The organism is Rhodoferax sp. BLA1, from assembly GCF_013416775.1.
Classification (GTDB): domain Bacteria; phylum Pseudomonadota; class Gammaproteobacteria; order Burkholderiales; family Burkholderiaceae_C; genus Rhodoferax.
Genome location: NZ_SZVI01000013.1, coordinates 894,619 through 911,463, shown reverse-complemented (window position 1 = coordinate 911,463; position 16,845 = coordinate 894,619). Strand labels below are relative to the sequence as shown.

Below are 16,845 nucleotides of genomic sequence, written 5' to 3'. Positions count from 1 at the left end.
AAGGCAAGTGTTACCCAGTTCACAACTAGAGGAGTTCATCGATGGATCGTCGTTCAATCATCAAAAACGCGGGTATCGCCGGCGTTTTGGCCGCAGGGGCCGCACCTGCTGTGCATGCGCAGGCCGCAGTGCGCTGGCGCCTGGCCTCCAGTTTCCCCAAATCACTGGACACGATTTATGGCGCAGCCGAAGTGATGTCCAAGGCGGTCCGGGCCATGTCGGGTGGCAAGTTCGAGATTTCCGTGCATGCCGGTGGTGAGCTGATGCCCCCCTTTGGTGTGGTGGACGGTGTGCAAAACGGCACGGTGGAGATGACCCACACCGTGCCTTATTACTTTTACGGCAAGAACCCGGCGTTTGCCCTGGGCTCGGCCATTCCGTTTGGCCTGAATGCGCGCCAGATGACGGCCTGGATGATGCATGGCAATGGCCGCAAGCTCATGAACGAGTTGTACGCCACCTACGGCATGGTCAGCTACGCAGGCGGCAATACCGGCGTGCAGATGGGCGGCTGGTACCGAAAGCAAATCAAGTCGATTGCCGATTTCAAGGGCATGAAGATGCGCCTGGGTGGGGGGCTGGTGGGTGAGGTGATGCAAGGCATTGGTGCGGTGCCGCAAAGCATTCCTGGCGGTGAGATTTACCAGGCGCTTGAAAAAGGCACGATTGACGCGGCCGAATGGGTGGGCCCTTATGACGACCAGAAGCTCGGCTTCAACAAGGTGGCGCCGTTTTATTACTACCCCGGCTGGTGGGAAGGTGGCCCGGAAGTGGACTTTTATGCCAACCAGAAAGCGGTGGACAGCTTGTCGGCAGAAAACAAGGCCATCCTGGAGACCGCCTGTGCCATGGCCTCGACCGACATGTTGGCCAAGTACGACGCCTTCAATCCCACCGCCTTGAAGCAGCTGGTAGCGGCCAAAACCAAGGTGCTGCCTTTCCCGCAAGACGTGCTGGAAGGCTCTTTCAAGGCCGCGATGGCGGTGTTTGAGGCCAACAATGCCAAGAGCCCCGAGTGGAAGAAAATTTACGCCGACCTGCGCAATTTCCAGCGTGACCAGGTCTTATGGTTCCGTTTTGCTGAAGCCAAGTTCGACTCGTTCATGGCCACCCGCAAGCTCTGAGCAAGCGCTTTTTCCCCACAACAAAAAACCCGCTTGATGCGGGTTTTTTTTATGGAGAAGACCTGTGCGCTGGGCAACAGGTCGCATGCGACAGCTCGACTTATTGGTTGGTTTTCATGGACTCTTCCATGGCTTTCATGGGGTCGTCCGCAGCGGGGGCGCCCGGCGCCGGTTCGGGTTGGGGTTCGGTGCTCTCGGTCGGGTCCACGTCCGCATCCGGCAAAGGTGCCTCTGGCTCGGCGTCCGGCATGTTGGCCATCATTTCTGCGGCCACCTTGTCCAGATCTACCGCCTCTTTTTTGTCCAGGCCACTCGAGACAATACCCGGGAAAGCAATGATGAGGCCCACCATGATGATCTGGATGATCACAAACGGCACCGCACCCCAATAGATCTGCATCGTGGTCACCGGCTGGATCAGCTTCTTGGTGAGCCGGTCGGTGTAGGCCTTGCCGGGGGCCACGCTGCGCAGGTAAAACAGCGCAAAGCCAAACGGTGGGTGCATGAACGAGGTCTGCATGTTGACCCCCAGCAGCACACCAAACCAGATCAGGTCAATACCCATCTTCTCGGCCACCGGCGCCAGCAAGGGCACCACAATGAACGCCAGCTCGAAGAAGTCCAGGAAAAACGCCAGGAAGAAGATCAGCACATTCACCACAATCAAAAAGCCCAGCTGGCCACCGGGCACCGAGCTCAGCAGATGCTCCACCCACTTGGAGCCATCCACCCCCTGGAACACCAGGCTGAACACGGTCGAGCCCACCAGGATGAACACCACAAAACTCGACAGCTTGGTGGTGGAGGTGAGCGCCTGCTTGAGCAAGGGCATGCTCAGGCGTTTGCGGCTGGCGGCCATCAGCAGTGCACCCATGGCGCCCATGGCGCCGCCTTCGGTGGGTGTGGCAACTCCTAAAAAGATAGTGCCAAGCACAAGAAAAATAAGGAGCAGCGGCGGGATCAACACAAAGGTGACGCGTTCGGCCATGCGTGACAGCAGCCCGGCGCGGGTGACCTTGTTGAGCACCGCTATCAAAAAGGCCAGCACCACACCGGCACACAAAGACACCACAATGGTTTCATCCTTGGCCACCATCAGCACTTCTTCACCCTTGAGGTAGCTCAGCACGTCGGCGTAATGTTGGCCCAGGTAGATCGCCACACCGGCACTCAGCACCGTCAAGATGCCCAGCGAGGGCAGGCCACTGTTGCCGTTGTCTTCGCGGATGGTGCGCGCCTCGGCTGGCAGGGCAGGCACCCAGCTGGGGCGAAACAGGGTGACCAAGACCACGTAACCGAAATACATGCCGGTGAGCAAAAAGCCTGGCAGAAATGCGCCCTTGTACATCTCACCGACACTGCGGCCCAGCTGGTCGGCCAGGATGATCAGCACCAGCGAGGGCGGAATGATCTGCGCCAGCGTGCCCGAGGCGGCAATCACCCCGGTGGCGATGCGCCGGTCATAACCGTAACGCAGCATGATCGGCAGGGAAATCAAGCCCATCGAGATCACCGACGCGGCCACAACACCGGTGGTGGCTGCCAGCAGCGCGCCGACAAAAATCACCGCAAAGGCCAGTCCGCCGCGCAAGGGGCCAAACAGTTGGCCGATGGTGTCGAGCAAGTCCTCGGCCATGCCGCTGCGCTCCAGGATCAGGCCCATCAGCGTGAAAAACGGGATCGCCAGCAGCGTGTCGTTTTGCATGATGCCAAAAATGCGCAGCGGCAGCGCCTGCATCAGGGCTTCGGGCAGCAGCCCAAGCTCCACCCCGACAAAACCAAAAAACAGGCCACAGGCACCCAGGCTGAACGCCACCGGGAAACCCAGCAGCAGGAAGACGATCAGCCCCATGAACATGATCGGGGCGATGTTGTTTGCAATGAATTCCATGAGTGTTCCCCTGGCCTCAGGCCGCTTTGGCTTGTGCGGCTTTTTCTTCAGCCAGTTTCTGGATGGCGGCGGCCAGTTCTTCCTCGGCGGATTTGCTCAGCAGCTTTTCGGTCGGGTCGTCAATCAGCCCCATCAGGAACGCCAGCCGTTTGATCAGCTCCGACAGGCCTTGCAACCACAGCAGGGCAAAACCGAGTGGCATCATGGCGTACACCGGCCAGCGGATCAGGCCACCTGCGTTGCCCGACATCTCACCACTGTGAAAACCTCTCAGGAAAAACGGCAGGCTGAACCAGATGATTGCGCTGCAAAACGGCAGCAGGAAACAGGTGAAACCAAACACGTCGACCCAGGTCTGGGTGCGCTTGGTCAGGCGCCCGTAAAACACATCAATCTTGACGTGTTCACCATTGAGCAGCGTGTAGGCCGAGGCCAGCAGAAAGGCCGCCGCAAACAGATACCACTGCACTTCGAGAAAAGCGTTGGAACTGATGTTGAAGGTTTTGCGCACCACCGCATTGAGGGCGCTGATCACGGTCGAGGCCAGAATGAGCCAGATCACATACTTGCCAATCCAACGGTTGAGCCCGTCAATGGCATTCGATAACTTTAAAAACGCCTGCATGTTGTCTCCAGCTTTGGGAATAGCGAGGGTGTTGCTCACCCTCAATTTGTTGTTGCGAATGCAGCATAAAGTTTAGCGGGAATGCCTGGTTTCAGCGTGAGGGTTGAACCCGGGTGGCTCACGCACAGCCGACCCAGGGCCAGAGTCCGCCAGCAGCCCCCCAGGTGCTTGTGCAAACGGTGCCAGACCATGGCTTTTTCCCAACGTCTGCGATTCGTCTGATTTAATGCGATTTCGGGTTGTAGCCCATGTTCTATAAGGGCTACTCGCTTTTAAAAACATAGTGAATGGTAGAAAGGCACACACTCGGGTCTTGCCATGGTGCAGAATGCCTGTCATGCGCCTGCTTTGCCTTGCCCGGACCCCCATGGTCGCCGCTTTGCTGGCGCAGATGGGGACTGTTTTTGGTCTCTGCCGGGTCAGCCGGGTGGGCGGGGGGAGTCTGGTGTGAGGCCTGCTCAAGCGCGACCCAAACCTCTCTCCGGTGGCCATCGGATGCGCGGGCGTGGTTCCTGGTATTGGCTGCTGTTTGTGCTGCCGATGTTGGCGGTCATTGTGGCGGCCGGGGGCATTGTGTATGCCATCGTGCACAACCTGCGTGAGGAGTACCGCGTGGTGGCCCTGGCGCAAGCACAGGACACCGCCCAACTGGCGGTAGCCAACCGACTCAACCAGGATGTTGCCGCGATCCAGAAACTGGTGGCCGACACGCTGGACCTGGCGGTGCGGGGCCAGGCTGATACGGGCAATGTGGCTCGGGTGCACACCACGGTGGTGAATTGGCTGACCAGCCTGGAGCCCCGGCTGCTGGAGCTGGAGGACTCACCTACCGCGGTGGTGACCACCCAACAGGTGCGCCAGGACTTTGACAACTACCGCCAGCTGATTGTTCAGGCCACCGCGCTGGCGGCGAAGGACCCGACGGCTGCCATGCAATTGGCGTTTCGGGCCGGGCAAAGTTATGTGGCTTTCAGCGAACACACCCACAGCATTGTGAATGCGGCCACCGCCACCATGGCACAACGCACCAGCGACCAGGTCCGCCTGTTTGAGGCACATGTGATCAAGCTGGGTGTCACCGGCGGTGTGTCGCTGCTGCTGCTGTTGCTGGGCTGGCTCTGGCTGGCGCGCCAGATGATGCAGCGCGTGTCTTTGTTGTCGGGTGCGATGCTGGGCATGGCGGCGCAAGACGCCACACCGCCCGCCCTCAAGGAGGTGGAGGCGCTCAGCCACAACAGCACCAGCTTGTTGCGTGACCTGGCGGTGGCGGTTCTGGCGTTTCGCGACGCTTTGCTGGCGCGCAAATCTGCCCAGAATGACCTGGACAAACGCATGAGGGAGCTGGCCTGTTTGCATGAGGTGTCCCGTCTCAGCGAGAACGATGCCATCCGTGACGACGAGCTGTTGCAGCAGGTCGTGGCGCGCTTGCCTGCGGCGATGTGTTTTCCGCAGCTGGCTGGCGCCTGCATCACCACGCCGGGTGGGGTGTTGGGTGACCCGGCGGTGTTGCAGCAGGCACGGCAGTTGTGCACGGTATTTGGTGGCAAAGCTGAGGTGGCGCGCCACCAGATCTGTGTGGCTTATCTGGGCGAGCTGTCGGCCGAGGTTGGGGATGCGGGGGCAGCCTTTTTGCCGGAAGAGCAGGCGCTGCTAGACGCTGTGGGCATGCGCTTACACAAGACCTTTGCGCTGCGCCGTGCGCGTGAGCAAGAGGCCGAAACCCAAGCGCTGATGCATGCCATCGTCGAGCAGGCCGCCAATGCCATCAACTTGGTGGAGCTGCCGTCCTTGCGTATGGTTCAGGTCAACGCGGCCAGCTGCCAGATCCTGGGTTACAGCCGGGATGAGTTGCTGCAGATGAATTTGTTGGACTACCAGGCAGTGCTGGATGCCCCGGCGCTGCAAGAGCGGGTTGGCAAGACGCTGGTCGACGGCGGTGCCCGGTTTGAAACCCGCTACCGGCGCAAGGATGGCCGGGAGATTGATGTGTCGATCAACGCCCGGGTGATCCGCCAGCAGGGGCGAGACTACATGGTGGTGTTGTGGGACGACATCAGCGAGCAAAAACAGGCCGAACTCGCGCTGCGCAAGATCAGCATGGCGGTCGAACAAAGCCCGCATGCGGTGGTGATCACCGATGTGCATGCCCGTATCGAGTTTGTCAACGACGCTTTCATCAGCCTCACCGGTTACAACCGCAGCGAGGTCATCGGCCAGAACCCCAGGCTGTTGAGCTCAGGCAAAACCCCGGCCAAGGTGTTTCGGGAGATGTGGCAGGCGCTCGCCGCCGGGCAGCAGTGGAGCGGGCATTTTGTCAACCGCACCAAGGACGGGCGTGAGCGCATCGAGGCGGCCATCATCAGCCCCCTGCGGGATGCCGAGGGGCGGATTTGCAACTATGTGGCGGTCAAGGAAGACATCACCGAGCGTCAACGCACCGAGGACGAGTTACGCATGCTTTACCTCGCGGTTGAGCAAAGCCCGGAGAGTGTGGTCATCACCAACCTGAATGCCGACATCGAATACGTCAACCAGGCCTTCACCCGAACCACCGGCTACAGCCGCGAAGAGGCGTTGGGTGCCAACCCGCGTTTGCTCAAGAACGGCAAAACACCGCCCCAGACCTATGAGGACATGTGGGCGGCCCTGGTCCGCGGTGACACCTGGCGGGGTGTGCTGTTTAACCGGCGCAAAGACGGCAGCGACTACGAGGAAGAGGTGCATGTCACCCCGGTGCGTCAGCCCGACGGCCACATCACCCACTACCTGGCGATCAAGGAGGATGTGACCGAGAAACGGCGCATGACGCTGGAGCTGGCGCAGTACCGCTCCCATCTGGAGGAACTGGTGGCCCAGCGCACCTTTGATCTAGAGCAGGTCACCGATGCCTTGCGGCTCGCGGGGGAGGAACAGATGGCCATTTTTGAGACCGCATCCTCGGGCATGGCGCTGATCAAGGACCGTGTTTTTGTGCGCTGCAACCGGCGTCTGACCGAGCTGTTTGGCTGGCTCGAAGGCGGCATGGTGGGGCAGCGCACCAGCATCTGGTACCCCGACGCCGAAGCCGAGGCCCTGGGCGGTGACCCGGTCTACGAGGTGATCTGGCGTGGCCAGGCGCACACCCGTGAGCAACGGCTCAAACGGCTCGATGGCAGCCTGTTTTGGGTGCGTCTGACCGGCAAGGCGGTGGACGTGGCCGACCACAGCAAGGGCACGGTATGGGTGGTGGACGATATTTCGGAGGAGCGTGCCGCTGCCGAGGCGATGCGCCGTGCCAAAGAGCTGGCAGAAGACGCCGCGCGCACCAAGGCCGATTTCCTGGCCAACATGAGCCATGAGATCCGCACCCCCATGAACGCGGTGATTGGCATGACCCACCTGATGCTCAAGACCGAGCTGCTGCCGCGCCAGCGCGACTACATGAAAAAGATCATGGACTCGGGCCAGCACCTGTTGGGCATCATCAACGACATCCTGGATGTGTCCAAGATCGAGGCCGGCAAACTGACCATTGAACACATCGCTTTTGACCTGGAGAAGGTGCTGGGCAATGTCAGCAACCTGATCGGTGAAAAGGTCGCTGCCAAGGGCTTGGAGCTGATCTTTGATGTGGACCGCGACGTGCCCAATAACCTGGTGGGTGACCCGCTGCGTCTGACCCAGGTGCTGATCAACTACGCCAACAACGCGGTCAAGTTCACCCAAAAAGGTGAGGTCGATGTGGTGGTGCGGGTGCGTGAACAGAGTGACAACGATGTGCTGCTGTATTTTGCGGTGCGCGACACCGGCATCGGCATCTCGGACGAGCAGCGCAGCCAGCTGTTCCAGTCGTTCCAGCAGGCCGACAGCTCCACCACACGCCACTACGGCGGCACCGGGCTGGGCCTGTCGATTGCCAAGAAGTTGTCCCACATGATGCAGGGTGAGGTCGGGGTGGACAGTGTGCCGGGCCAGGGCAGCACCTTCTGGTTCACCGCGCGCCTGGGCAAAGGCGTGGCAGCGCAGACCAGCCGCATCCTGAGTGCTGACTTGCAGGGTTGCCGGGCGCTGGTGGTGGACGACAACGACCACGCCCGCACGGTGTTGCGGGGCATGCTCGAGGGCATGGGTTTTGGTGTGGAAGAGGCCGATGGTGGCAGCAGTGCCATCCATGCAGTGGACCAGGCCGAGACCCAGGAGCGGCCCTTTCACTTTGTGTTTCTAGATTGGCAGATGCCCGGCATGGACGGCATCGAGGTGGCCAGGCGTTTGCAGGCGCGGCCCCTGAGGCACCCACCGCACCGGGTCATGGTCACCGCCTTTGGCCGTGAAGATGTGCTCAAGGGCGCCGCCCAGGCCGGGTTGGACGATGTGTTGATCAAGCCGGTCAACCCGTCGATGTTGTTTGAGAGTGTGATGAGCCTGATGGGGCAGGTGGCACCCGAGCGGCGTGGCGCATCACAAGCGCCGCCGCTCAGTGTGGAAAACCTGGCGGGCATCAAAGGCGCGCGGATTTTGCTGGTGGAAGACAACGACCTGAACCAGGAAGTGGCTTTGGAGTTACTGCGTGATGCCGGTTTTGTGGTGGAACTGGCAGAAAACGGCGAGATTGCGCTGCAGAAAGTGCAGCGCAGCCCCTTTGATCTGGTGCTGATGGACATGCAGATGCCAGTGATGGACGGTGAAACCGCCACCCGTGAAATCCGCCGCTTGCCTGCTTTTGACGCGCTGCCGATTGTGGCCATGACCGCCAATGTGCAAGACAGTGACCGCCAGCGTTGTCTGGATGTGGGCATGAACGACCACATTGCCAAACCGATCGATCCCGACCGGCTGTGGCAGACCTTGCTGAAATGGATCACACCGCAGCCAGGGGCCGCCTGGGTGACGAGTTCGGCACCGGCTGTGAACGCGCCGCCAGACATCGGCTGGCGGGCGCCGACCGACATTGCCGGGCTCGATACACAGGCCGGGCTGCGGCGGGTGCTGGGTAAAAAAACGCTGTACCTCTCGATGCTGCGCCGTTTTGTGGCGGGTCAGAAACAGCTGCTGAGCAGCTTGCAGGCGGCGCTGGAGCAGCAGGATCTGGCCACCGCCGAGCGTCTGGCACACACCACCAAGGGCACCGCTGGCAGCATCGGCGCGCATCAGGTGCAGGCGCTGGCTGCTGTGGTGGAAGACACTGCCCGCCAACGTGGGCCGGTGGCCACGGTGCGCAGCGCGGTGCAGGCCTTGGCCGGGCCACTCACCGCGCTGATCGACGCGCTGGAGCAGGCCCTGCCGACCGAGTTGCCCCGCCCGCGAGTGGCGCTGGACCCGGTTCAGCTCAAGGACATGTGTACTCGGCTGGATGCTTTGCTGGCCTACGATGATGCGGCCGCCGTGGACTTGGTCAGTGAACACGCCGACTGGCTGGAGGCTGCTTTCCCGCAGCACTACCGCCAGATCGAGAGCGCCGTCAAGGTGTTTGACTTTGAGGCCGCCTTGCTGCAATTACGTGCCGGCATGAAAAGTTTGCCATCCTGAGGTTTTAACTTTATGGACATCCCGCAAGCACCCCGAAAATCCACCGTGCTGGTGGTGGACGACACACCCGACAACCTGTCCCTGGTGAGTGGCCTGCTGCGCGACGACTACATCGTGCGGGTCGCCAACAATGGCGAAAAAGCCCTGCGTATTGCAAGCTCCGAACAGCCGCCCGACCTGATCCTGCTCGACATCATGATGCCCGGCATGGATGGCTACGAGGTCTGCCAGCGCCTCAAGGCCGACCCCAAGGCGCGCGACATCCGGGTGATTTTTCTCACGGCCAAAGCCGAGATCGAGGACGAGCGCAAGGGTTTTGAGCTGGGCGCGGTGGACTACATCACCAAACCGATCAGCCCGCCCATTTTGCAAGAGCGGGTCAAAACCCATCTGGCACTCAAGGCCTCGTCGGATTTTCTGCGCGACAAAAGCGCCTATCTGGAGCAGGAGGTGGCGCGGCGCACCGCCGAGGTGATGGCGATCCAGGATGTGACCATTCTTGCGCTGGCCTCACTCGCGGAAACCCGCGACACCGACACCGGCAACCACATCCGGCGCACTCAGTATTACGTGCAGGCGCTGGCGCTGCAGCTGCGCCAGCACCCACGCTTTGAGCGGTATCTGAGTGAGGCCAACATCACCATGTTATTCAAGTCGGCGCCGCTGCACGACATCGGCAAGGTCGGTATTCCGGATCGCATCCTGCTCAAGCCCGGGGGCTTCGAACCGCACGAGCTGGAGATCATGAAACGCCACACCACGCTGGGGTTCGAAGCCATCGAACACGCGGAGAAAGCCTTGGGTATCACGGTGGACTTCTTGCGCACGGCCAAGGAAATCGCCTTGTCGCACCAGGAAAAGTGGGATGGCAGCGGTTACCCGCAGGGCTTGGTGGGGGATGCCATCCCGATCAGCGCCCGCTTGATGGCGCTGGCCGATGTCTATGACGCCTTGATCAGTCGACGGGTCTACAAGGCGGGCATGTCACATGCCCAGGCGGTCGAGATCATTCTGGCGGGCCGGGCCAGCCACTTTGACCCCGACGTGGTCGATGCGTTTGTGGCGGTGCAGGATGAGTTCAAGGCCATTTCAGCGCGGTTTGTGGACCCGTGACGTCGACCTGCGAGCAGACCACCACACGCCGCCGGTGTTGCCCTTGTTAGGCATTAAAAATGCCTGTAGCCCTTATATAACAAGGGCTGGTTACTATCAAAATAGATGTATCACAGGAGCGCGCTGTTGCGCAGCGCCACATACAGCCCGGTACCCACCAGAATGCTCAGCAGCGCCTGGCGTTTGAACCATTGCAGGCCCAGGGTCACTGCCACCGCCAGCAGTTCCGCCCAGGGGCCAGCTGGGTTGTCTCGTGCACTGCCCACCAGCGTGTGCACCAGCAACAGACTCATGATGGCCAGCGGCAAGAATCGGCCAAGCTGTTGCACCATCGGGTGTTTTTGCAAAAACTTGGCCGCCAGAAACGGCAGCGCCCGCAGCCCGAAGGTGACGGCCGCCATGGCTGCCATCACGCCCAGCGCGTAACCCGGCTCAATCATGCTGCCTCCCTGGACAACAGCCACTTGGGTAACAACAGGCCAGCCAGCACACTCAAGGCAATCGCGATCAGCAGGGCCTGTTGTGGCATCAGCGCCTGCGCCAGGGCATAACTGAGCAAGGCTACCCACAGCGGTGTGGCGTTGTGAGCGCTGCGCCATTGTTCAACCGCCAGCACCGCAAACAGCGCGGCCAGCGCAAAGTCCAGTCCGACCAGGGGTACCTGGGCCTGGGTGCCGATCAGCGCCCCCAGCAGTGTGCCCAGCACCCACCAGCCCTGATTGACCAGCGCCACACTGACCATCTGACGGGTGCTGGTGCCCGGTGGCAAGGTGGTTAGCACCGAATAGGTTTCATCGGTGAGTGCAAACACCAAATACCAGCGTGCCACAGCCTGCTGTGGCAGCTTGTCCAGCAGGGACAGGCCGTAGAAGATGTGGCGCAGATTCACCACGAGTGTGGCCAGGGCAATGCTGGCCAGTGGCAAGCCCAGGGCCAGCATCGGCACCATCATGAACTGCGCTGCACCGGCAAACACCAGCACACTGGCGGCCACAGCCAGCCACCAGGTGGCACCGGCTTGTACAAACAAAAACCCAAACACCATGCCCAGCGGCACATAACCCATGGCCACAGGAATGGACAGGCTCAGCACCGAGATGGCGGGTGGGTGTGTTGGCACCAGGTCAGGGGAAGCAGGGGGCATGACAGCCTGTGTAAGCGCTTGGGGGCGGGATCTGGATTATCCCTATACCTATGTTGGCGATGTGTGTTCAGCGTGCGTCAGCGTGAGCGCTCCAACATAGATCGGGTGGGGCGAAAACCCGGGATGTCGCGAGCTTGGGTGCTGGCCACAAGCCCCCGCCCGGGTGATGGTCAACCCCAGGCTTGCTGTTCCTTTCAAGAATGGTTATCATTTGCCAACTGGGAATAGTTACCATTACTGGAGATCAAAAGCGTCATGATTATTTGCGTTTGCCGTCGCGTCAATGACAAAACGATTGAACGTTGTGCGCGCGCGGGTCTGGACTTTGATGACCTCCAGATGGAGTTGGGCGTGGCCACCCAGTGTGGCAAATGTGAGTGCAAGGCCAGAAGCATCATCGCGGAATGTAGCCCGAACCAGTTGGTTGCCCACATCGAGCACAACGGCCAGCCAGTCCGGGGTTCGCTAGCTTTGGCCGGTTAGGATCTGCCATCGTCTTGCGCCCTGTGATGCCCTGAAAGTTCTGCCACGGTGGGTGATGCCCCCACGCTGTTGACTTGAGCCTGTGCGTTTCTACAATGCGCGGACCCAACCAACAGGAGCCCACCATGCAAGGCAGTCCAGCAGTTCTTTCTTATCTCAACTTCCTTCTGGCCGGCGAGCTTGCTGCGCGTGATCAGTATTTCATCCATTCGCGCATGTTCCACGAATGGGGTTATGGCAAGTTACACGACCGTATTGCCCATGAAATGGCCGATGAAACCGGTCATGCCAGTGCGCTGATCGCCAGAATTTTGATGTTGGGTGGCACACCTGCCATGACGCCTGAGCAGCTCAACATCGGCAGCAGTGTGGTGTCCATGCTCGAGAACGATCTGGCGGTGGAGTTCAAGGTGCGCGCTGACCTTAAGAAGGGTGTGGCCCTGTGCGAGACCGAGCAGGACTATGTGTCGCGCAACATCCTGGTGGCGCAACTCAAGGACACCGAAGAAGACCATGCCCATTGGCTGGAGCAGCAGCTGTTCCTGATTCAACAGATTGGCCTGCCCAATTACCTGCAAAGCCAAGCCAGCTGACACACCTTTTAGGAGCCACCACCATGAAGATCTCTGCGCCCGTTTTGATGGTGCTCAATAGCGCCTTGCGTGAGTCGTTGACTGCCATCAACCAGTATTTTCTGCACGCCCGTATGGCCAAGAACCAAGGGTATGAGAAGCTCGACAGCAAGATCTACCACCAGTCGATTGACGAGATGAAACACTCGGACCGGCTGATCCAGCGCATCTTTCTGCTCGAAGGGCTGCCCAATCTGCAGGAACTTGGCAAGCTCCTGATCGGTGAAGATGTGCCGGAAATCATCAGCTGTGACTTGCAGCTGGAGCAGCGCAAACACAGCGTTCTGGTGGATGCGATTGCGACCTGTGAGCGCGAGCAGGACTATGTTTCGCGTGATCTGCTCGAGCACCTCAAGGAAGAAAACGAGGAACACCTGGACTGGCTGGAGACCCAGCAGGAGCTGATCCAGAGCATGGGCCTGCCCAACTACCTGCAGAGCCTGACGAGTTAAAACAAGTTCAGGGGTGGCTGAGCTGCCACTTCTGAATGGCCAGGCGAACGTCGGCCAGCGCCAGCGCCACGGCTTTTTCACCTTCCAGAATGGCTTTGTCCTTCTGGTCAAAGTCGGTGACACCCAGTTTGCCGACCTTGGGCCGGATCACCACATCGGCGCGAGCCAGTTCCTGTTCACCCAGGCGCCTGATCATGATGACCAGGGACTGGTCAATCACATTGCTCAGGCCGTCAAACACCAGACGCCGCTCCAGCTGGGCAGAGATGTCCACCCCGATCACGATGTCGGCGCCCATCTTGCGTGCGGCATCCACCGGCACCGGACTCACCAGGCAACCGTCCACATAGGTTTTTCCGAGGATTTGGGTCGGTTTAAAAAACACCGGAAAGCTGCTGGAGGCGCGCACCGCCTGCCCGGTGTTGCCACGCGCAAAGTCGACCCGCTGGCCGGTATCCCCCTGCGTGGCCACCGCCACAAAGGGTTTGGACAACTGGTCGATGGGCCGGTTTTTGACCAACTGGTTGACATAGTCCTGCAGTTTCTGGCCAATCACCAGGCCTTCCCAGGGGCTGCGTAGGTTGAAGTCTTTGACCTTGCTCTCGTCCAGCCCAAACGCCAGTTCCTGCAGCGCAAAACCGTCGAGCCCGCTGGCGTACAGGGCGCCAACCACGCTGCCAGCGCTGGTGCCCGCGATCAATTCGGGCCGCAGGCCCTGCGCCTCCAAGGCTTTGATCACACCCACATGCGCAAAGCCCTTGGTGCCACCACCGCCCAGGGCGATGCCAATACGTGGCTGGCGTGGTGGGCCGGGTGGGGCCAGCGGGGCAGGGGGTGGGGGGGCAGAGGTGCTGCAAGCGGCCAGCAGGCCAGCGGCAGACAGGAGGAGGGAGCGGCGGTACATAAATAAATAAGGGAAATTCAGTGCTCTAGCCCTTATTCAATAAGGGCTGGTAGCTATACATTCAATAGTTTCAGGTGTTGGCTGGCAAGGTGGTGTACAGCAGCACCTGGTTGCGCCCGGTTTCCTTGGCACGGTACATGGCTTCATCAGCGTGGTGCAAGATGTTTTCCTGGTCGGTCTGGCTGGGGTCAAACACGGCCACACCGATGCTGGCGGTGCAATGGTGCTCGACCGCTTGGCTGGCCGAGCCCGTGTGGCTGTTGCGGGTGAGCCGATACACCTCGGCAATGGACCGGCGGATTTTATCGGCGATGGCCATGGCCTGCGTCTGCGAGGTTTCCAGCGTGAGGTCAAGTTCGCTGAGCAGCACCACAAACTCGTCACCCCCCAGGCGCGCCACGGTGTCGACCTCGCGCACACTGGCTTTGAGGCGCCGTGCCACTTCGATCAGCAGCAAGTCGCCCACCGCGTGGCCGTGTGTGTCGTTGAGCGGCTTGAAGTTGTCCAGGTCCATGAACAGCACCGCGCCAAAGTGGCCGCTGCGTTTGTTAGCCAGCAGGATCTGGCTCAGGCGGTCGGTCAGCAGGCGGCGATTCGGCAGCTCGGTCAGGGCATCAAAAAAAGCCAGTTGCCGCACCCGGTCTTCGTTGGCTTTGCGCGCCGAGATGTCGGAGAACAGGGCCACATACTGGCGCGTCACACCGCGCTCATCGCGCACCGCGCTGATGGTCAGCAGCTCGGGGTAGATTTCGCCATTTTTGCGCCGGTTCCAGATCTCGCCGCTCCAGTGACCATTGATCAGCAGGGCCTTCCACATGGTTTGGTAAAACGTGCTGTCCTGGCGCTCGGACTTGAGCAGCCGCGTGTGTTTGCCAATGACTTCGGCGCGTGAGTAACCGGTGATCTGGCAAAAGGTGTCGTTGACGTTCAGGATGTGGCCGTGGACATCGGTGATGCTGATGCCTTCTTGGGCATGGCTGAAAACACTGGCCGACATCTCCAGCTGCAGCTGCGCGCGTTTGCGATCGGTGATGTCACGCACAAAGGCAAACATGTCACCGCCACCATCGGCGTGGGTGGTGAGGCTGACCTCCACATCCCACAGCGTGCCGTCCTTGCGCCGGTGGCGTGTTTCGAACTGGTCGCGACCGGTCTGGTACAGGTGCAGCACCCGCGCGGCAATCTCCTCTGGCCGCTCGCTGACCTCCAGGTCGAGGATGGACATCCGCAGCAACTCGTCCTGCGAGTAGCCCGACATGGCGCAATAGGCCGGGTTGACCTGCAACAGCCGCCCTTGTTTGTCGGCCCGCACAAACCCGTCCAGCGTGGTTTGTAACACCGCCTGCAGTGCGCCATAACTGTGTTGCAGGGTCTCCTGGATCTGGCGCTGCTCGGTCACATCCTGCAGTGAACCCACCAGTTGTCGCACCACCAGCTGGTCGTCACGCTGCACCTCACCGCGCGCCAGGTAATAGCGTTGTGAGCCATCGCGGCGCAGGGTGTGCAACTCCAGTTCAAAAGGAATGGCGTAATGAAGCGCCCGCTGTACCGCTTCCTCAAGCCGTTTGGCGTCTTGCGGGATGAACAGCCTGGCCAGCTGGCGCAGCGTGGGTGCACCGGCTGCCGGGTCCAGACGGAAGAACTGGAACAACTCGTCTGACCAGGTGACGGTGTTGCTGTCAACATCCCACGACCAGCTGCCCAGGTGGGCCAAGGCCTCGGTACGCGACAACATGTCTTGTTGGGCCAGCAACTTCTGGTTGCGCTGCGCCAGGGTGGCCAGCAAGGTGTTGAAGGCCTGGATCAGTTCACCGATTTCTCCGGGCGCATTCACTGGCAGGCTGACAGGCGCATTTTTATGGGGCGGGTGCCGACCCAGCGCTCGGATGGTGTCGAGCACCGGTGCCAGCTGGTGCCGCACGCGCCACCAGGTCAGACCACCGGCCAACAGGGTGAGCAGCAGGGTGGCTATCAGCATGCGTTGCTGCATCGCCTGGATCGGGGCAAAAGCCTCGGTGGTGGGCAGCACCGCCGAGAAAATCCAGCCGGTACTGACCACACTTTTGTCCGAGGCGAGCACTTCCTCACCCCTTGGGTTGGTCAGCACCAGCGAGCCCTGGTAACCGTCCAGGAAACGGTCCAGCGCCGGGTTGACACCGGCTGCAGGCAGTTGCTCCATCAGGCGCGTGGTATTGGTGGCGGCAATCACCCGGCGTTGGAGCGGGTCGACCAGCAAATAACCACCGGTGTGGCCATAGCGGTTGGCGGTGATGGCCGCCAGCGGGTTGGGCTTGCGCAGGTTGGTGAGCCCAAGCACCGCACCCACCACGCGGCCACTGGCATCCCGCAGCGGTGCGGCCATGTCGAGCGTGGGGGTGCCGGCAAACGCCGCCACAGACACCCGCCCGATGCTGCTGCGCCCTTCGTTGAGGGCGGTGTGCACCGAGGCCAGGTCCAGCGGCGCCAGCCTGTCTCGTTGAATGCCACCGGCGCTGTCAGCCAGCACCCCGCCTTGGCGGTTGAGCACCAGCACACCCTCGTTGAACTTGTTGGGCAACAAAGCACGCTGGTTCAGGCTGCTTTGCAATTTGGGCGGGTCCAACAGCAGCTTGTCGTCGATGTCGTTGGCCAGCATTTGCAGCCACGCCTGTCGCTCGGACAGCTGTTCATCGAGCTGTTTGGACAGCAGGGTCACGGTGGCAAATTGCTGGGCACTGAGCCCTGCCTGCAAGTCGCTTTTTAATTCAACGCTGGCATAAAAAGACAAGCTCCACAAACTGGCCAGAAAAATGGCCATGGTCGACAAGGTGACCCGTGTCTTGATGGAGTGTTTGGCCAAAAAGTTGAGTTGCATGAAGGCATGCTAACGCCAGCATGCGACTTGGTACAACCACGCAGCCGTGACGTTTGCACGGTTTTGTGTGTTTTATGCCTCAAGCCCTTATTTTGAAAGGGCATATTGCTATGGATAG

Annotated in this window: 12 protein-coding genes; 6 read left to right on the top strand and 6 right to left on the bottom strand. The window is 60.7% G+C overall.

Annotated elements, in window-relative coordinates; translation table 11 throughout:
• The first annotated feature begins 41 nt into the window (after positions 1-41).
• Positions 42-1,124 (top strand): TRAP transporter substrate-binding protein, encoded by a 1,083-nt coding sequence (locus FDG13_RS19715; RefSeq protein ID WP_180132365.1) that lies wholly within the window; start codon positions 42-44, stop codon positions 1,122-1,124.
• 100 nt (positions 1,125-1,224) lie between these two features.
• On the opposite strand, the gene FDG13_RS19710 is transcribed toward FDG13_RS19715, so the two are convergent.
• Complete coding sequence (locus FDG13_RS19710; RefSeq protein ID WP_180132364.1) at positions 1,225-3,015, bottom strand: TRAP transporter large permease subunit; 1,791 nt, start codon at positions 3,013-3,015, stop codon at positions 1,225-1,227.
• 16 nt (positions 3,016-3,031) lie between these two features.
• Positions 3,032-3,640 (bottom strand): TRAP transporter small permease subunit, encoded by a 609-nt coding sequence (locus FDG13_RS19705; RefSeq protein ID WP_180132363.1) that lies wholly within the window; start codon positions 3,638-3,640, stop codon positions 3,032-3,034.
• A gap of 447 nt (positions 3,641-4,087) precedes the next feature.
• Here FDG13_RS19705 and FDG13_RS19700 point away from each other — a divergent pair, with 447 nt between their 5' ends.
• A complete protein-coding gene (locus FDG13_RS19700; protein ID WP_180132362.1) occupies positions 4,088-9,145 on the top strand; it encodes a PAS domain S-box protein in 5,058 nt (1,685 codons plus the stop codon).
• A gap of 12 nt (positions 9,146-9,157) precedes the next feature.
• Positions 9,158-10,258, top strand: coding sequence for a two-component system response regulator (locus FDG13_RS19695; RefSeq protein ID WP_180132361.1), 1,101 nt, complete (start codon positions 9,158-9,160; stop codon positions 10,256-10,258).
• A gap of 110 nt (positions 10,259-10,368) precedes the next feature.
• On the opposite strand, the gene FDG13_RS19690 is transcribed toward FDG13_RS19695, so the two are convergent.
• Complete coding sequence (locus tag FDG13_RS19690; RefSeq protein ID WP_180132360.1) at positions 10,369-10,698, bottom strand: branched-chain amino acid transporter permease; 330 nt, start codon at positions 10,696-10,698, stop codon at positions 10,369-10,371.
• Entirely contained in the window at positions 10,695-11,402 is a 708-nt protein-coding gene (locus FDG13_RS19685; protein ID WP_180132359.1) for an AzlC family ABC transporter permease, read from the bottom strand. The genes FDG13_RS19690 and FDG13_RS19685 overlap by 4 nt, the downstream gene beginning before the upstream one ends.
• A gap of 255 nt (positions 11,403-11,657) precedes the next feature.
• Here FDG13_RS19685 and FDG13_RS19680 point away from each other — a divergent pair, with 255 nt between their 5' ends.
• The 3 genes from FDG13_RS19680 to bfr (FDG13_RS19670) all read left to right on the top strand — a co-directional run bounded on the left by FDG13_RS19680 (position 11,658) and on the right by bfr (FDG13_RS19670) (position 12,969).
• Positions 11,658-11,885 carry a bacterioferritin-associated ferredoxin gene (locus FDG13_RS19680; RefSeq protein ID WP_180132358.1) on the top strand — a complete coding sequence of 76 codons (228 nt, stop codon included), beginning with the start codon at positions 11,658-11,660 and terminating at the stop codon, positions 11,883-11,885.
• Between the two features lie 125 nt (positions 11,886-12,010).
• A complete protein-coding gene (gene bfr / locus FDG13_RS19675) occupies positions 12,011-12,478 on the top strand; it encodes a bacterioferritin (RefSeq protein WP_078363964.1) in 468 nt (155 codons plus the stop codon).
• A gap of 23 nt (positions 12,479-12,501) precedes the next feature.
• Positions 12,502-12,969 carry a bacterioferritin gene (bfr, locus tag FDG13_RS19670; protein WP_180132357.1) on the top strand — a complete coding sequence of 156 codons (468 nt, stop codon included), beginning with the start codon at positions 12,502-12,504 and terminating at the stop codon, positions 12,967-12,969.
• Positions 12,970-12,976: 7 nt separating this feature from the next.
• Here bfr (FDG13_RS19670) and FDG13_RS19665 read toward each other — a convergent pair whose 3' ends face one another.
• Positions 12,977-13,873, bottom strand: a complete 897-nt coding sequence (locus FDG13_RS19665) for a patatin-like phospholipase family protein (protein WP_180132356.1) — start codon at positions 13,871-13,873, stop codon at positions 12,977-12,979.
• A 70-nt stretch (positions 13,874-13,943) separates the two neighbouring features.
• Entirely contained in the window at positions 13,944-16,727 is a 2,784-nt protein-coding gene (locus FDG13_RS19660; RefSeq protein ID WP_180132355.1) for a PAS domain S-box protein, read from the bottom strand.
• Positions 16,728-16,845: the final 118 nt, after the last annotated feature.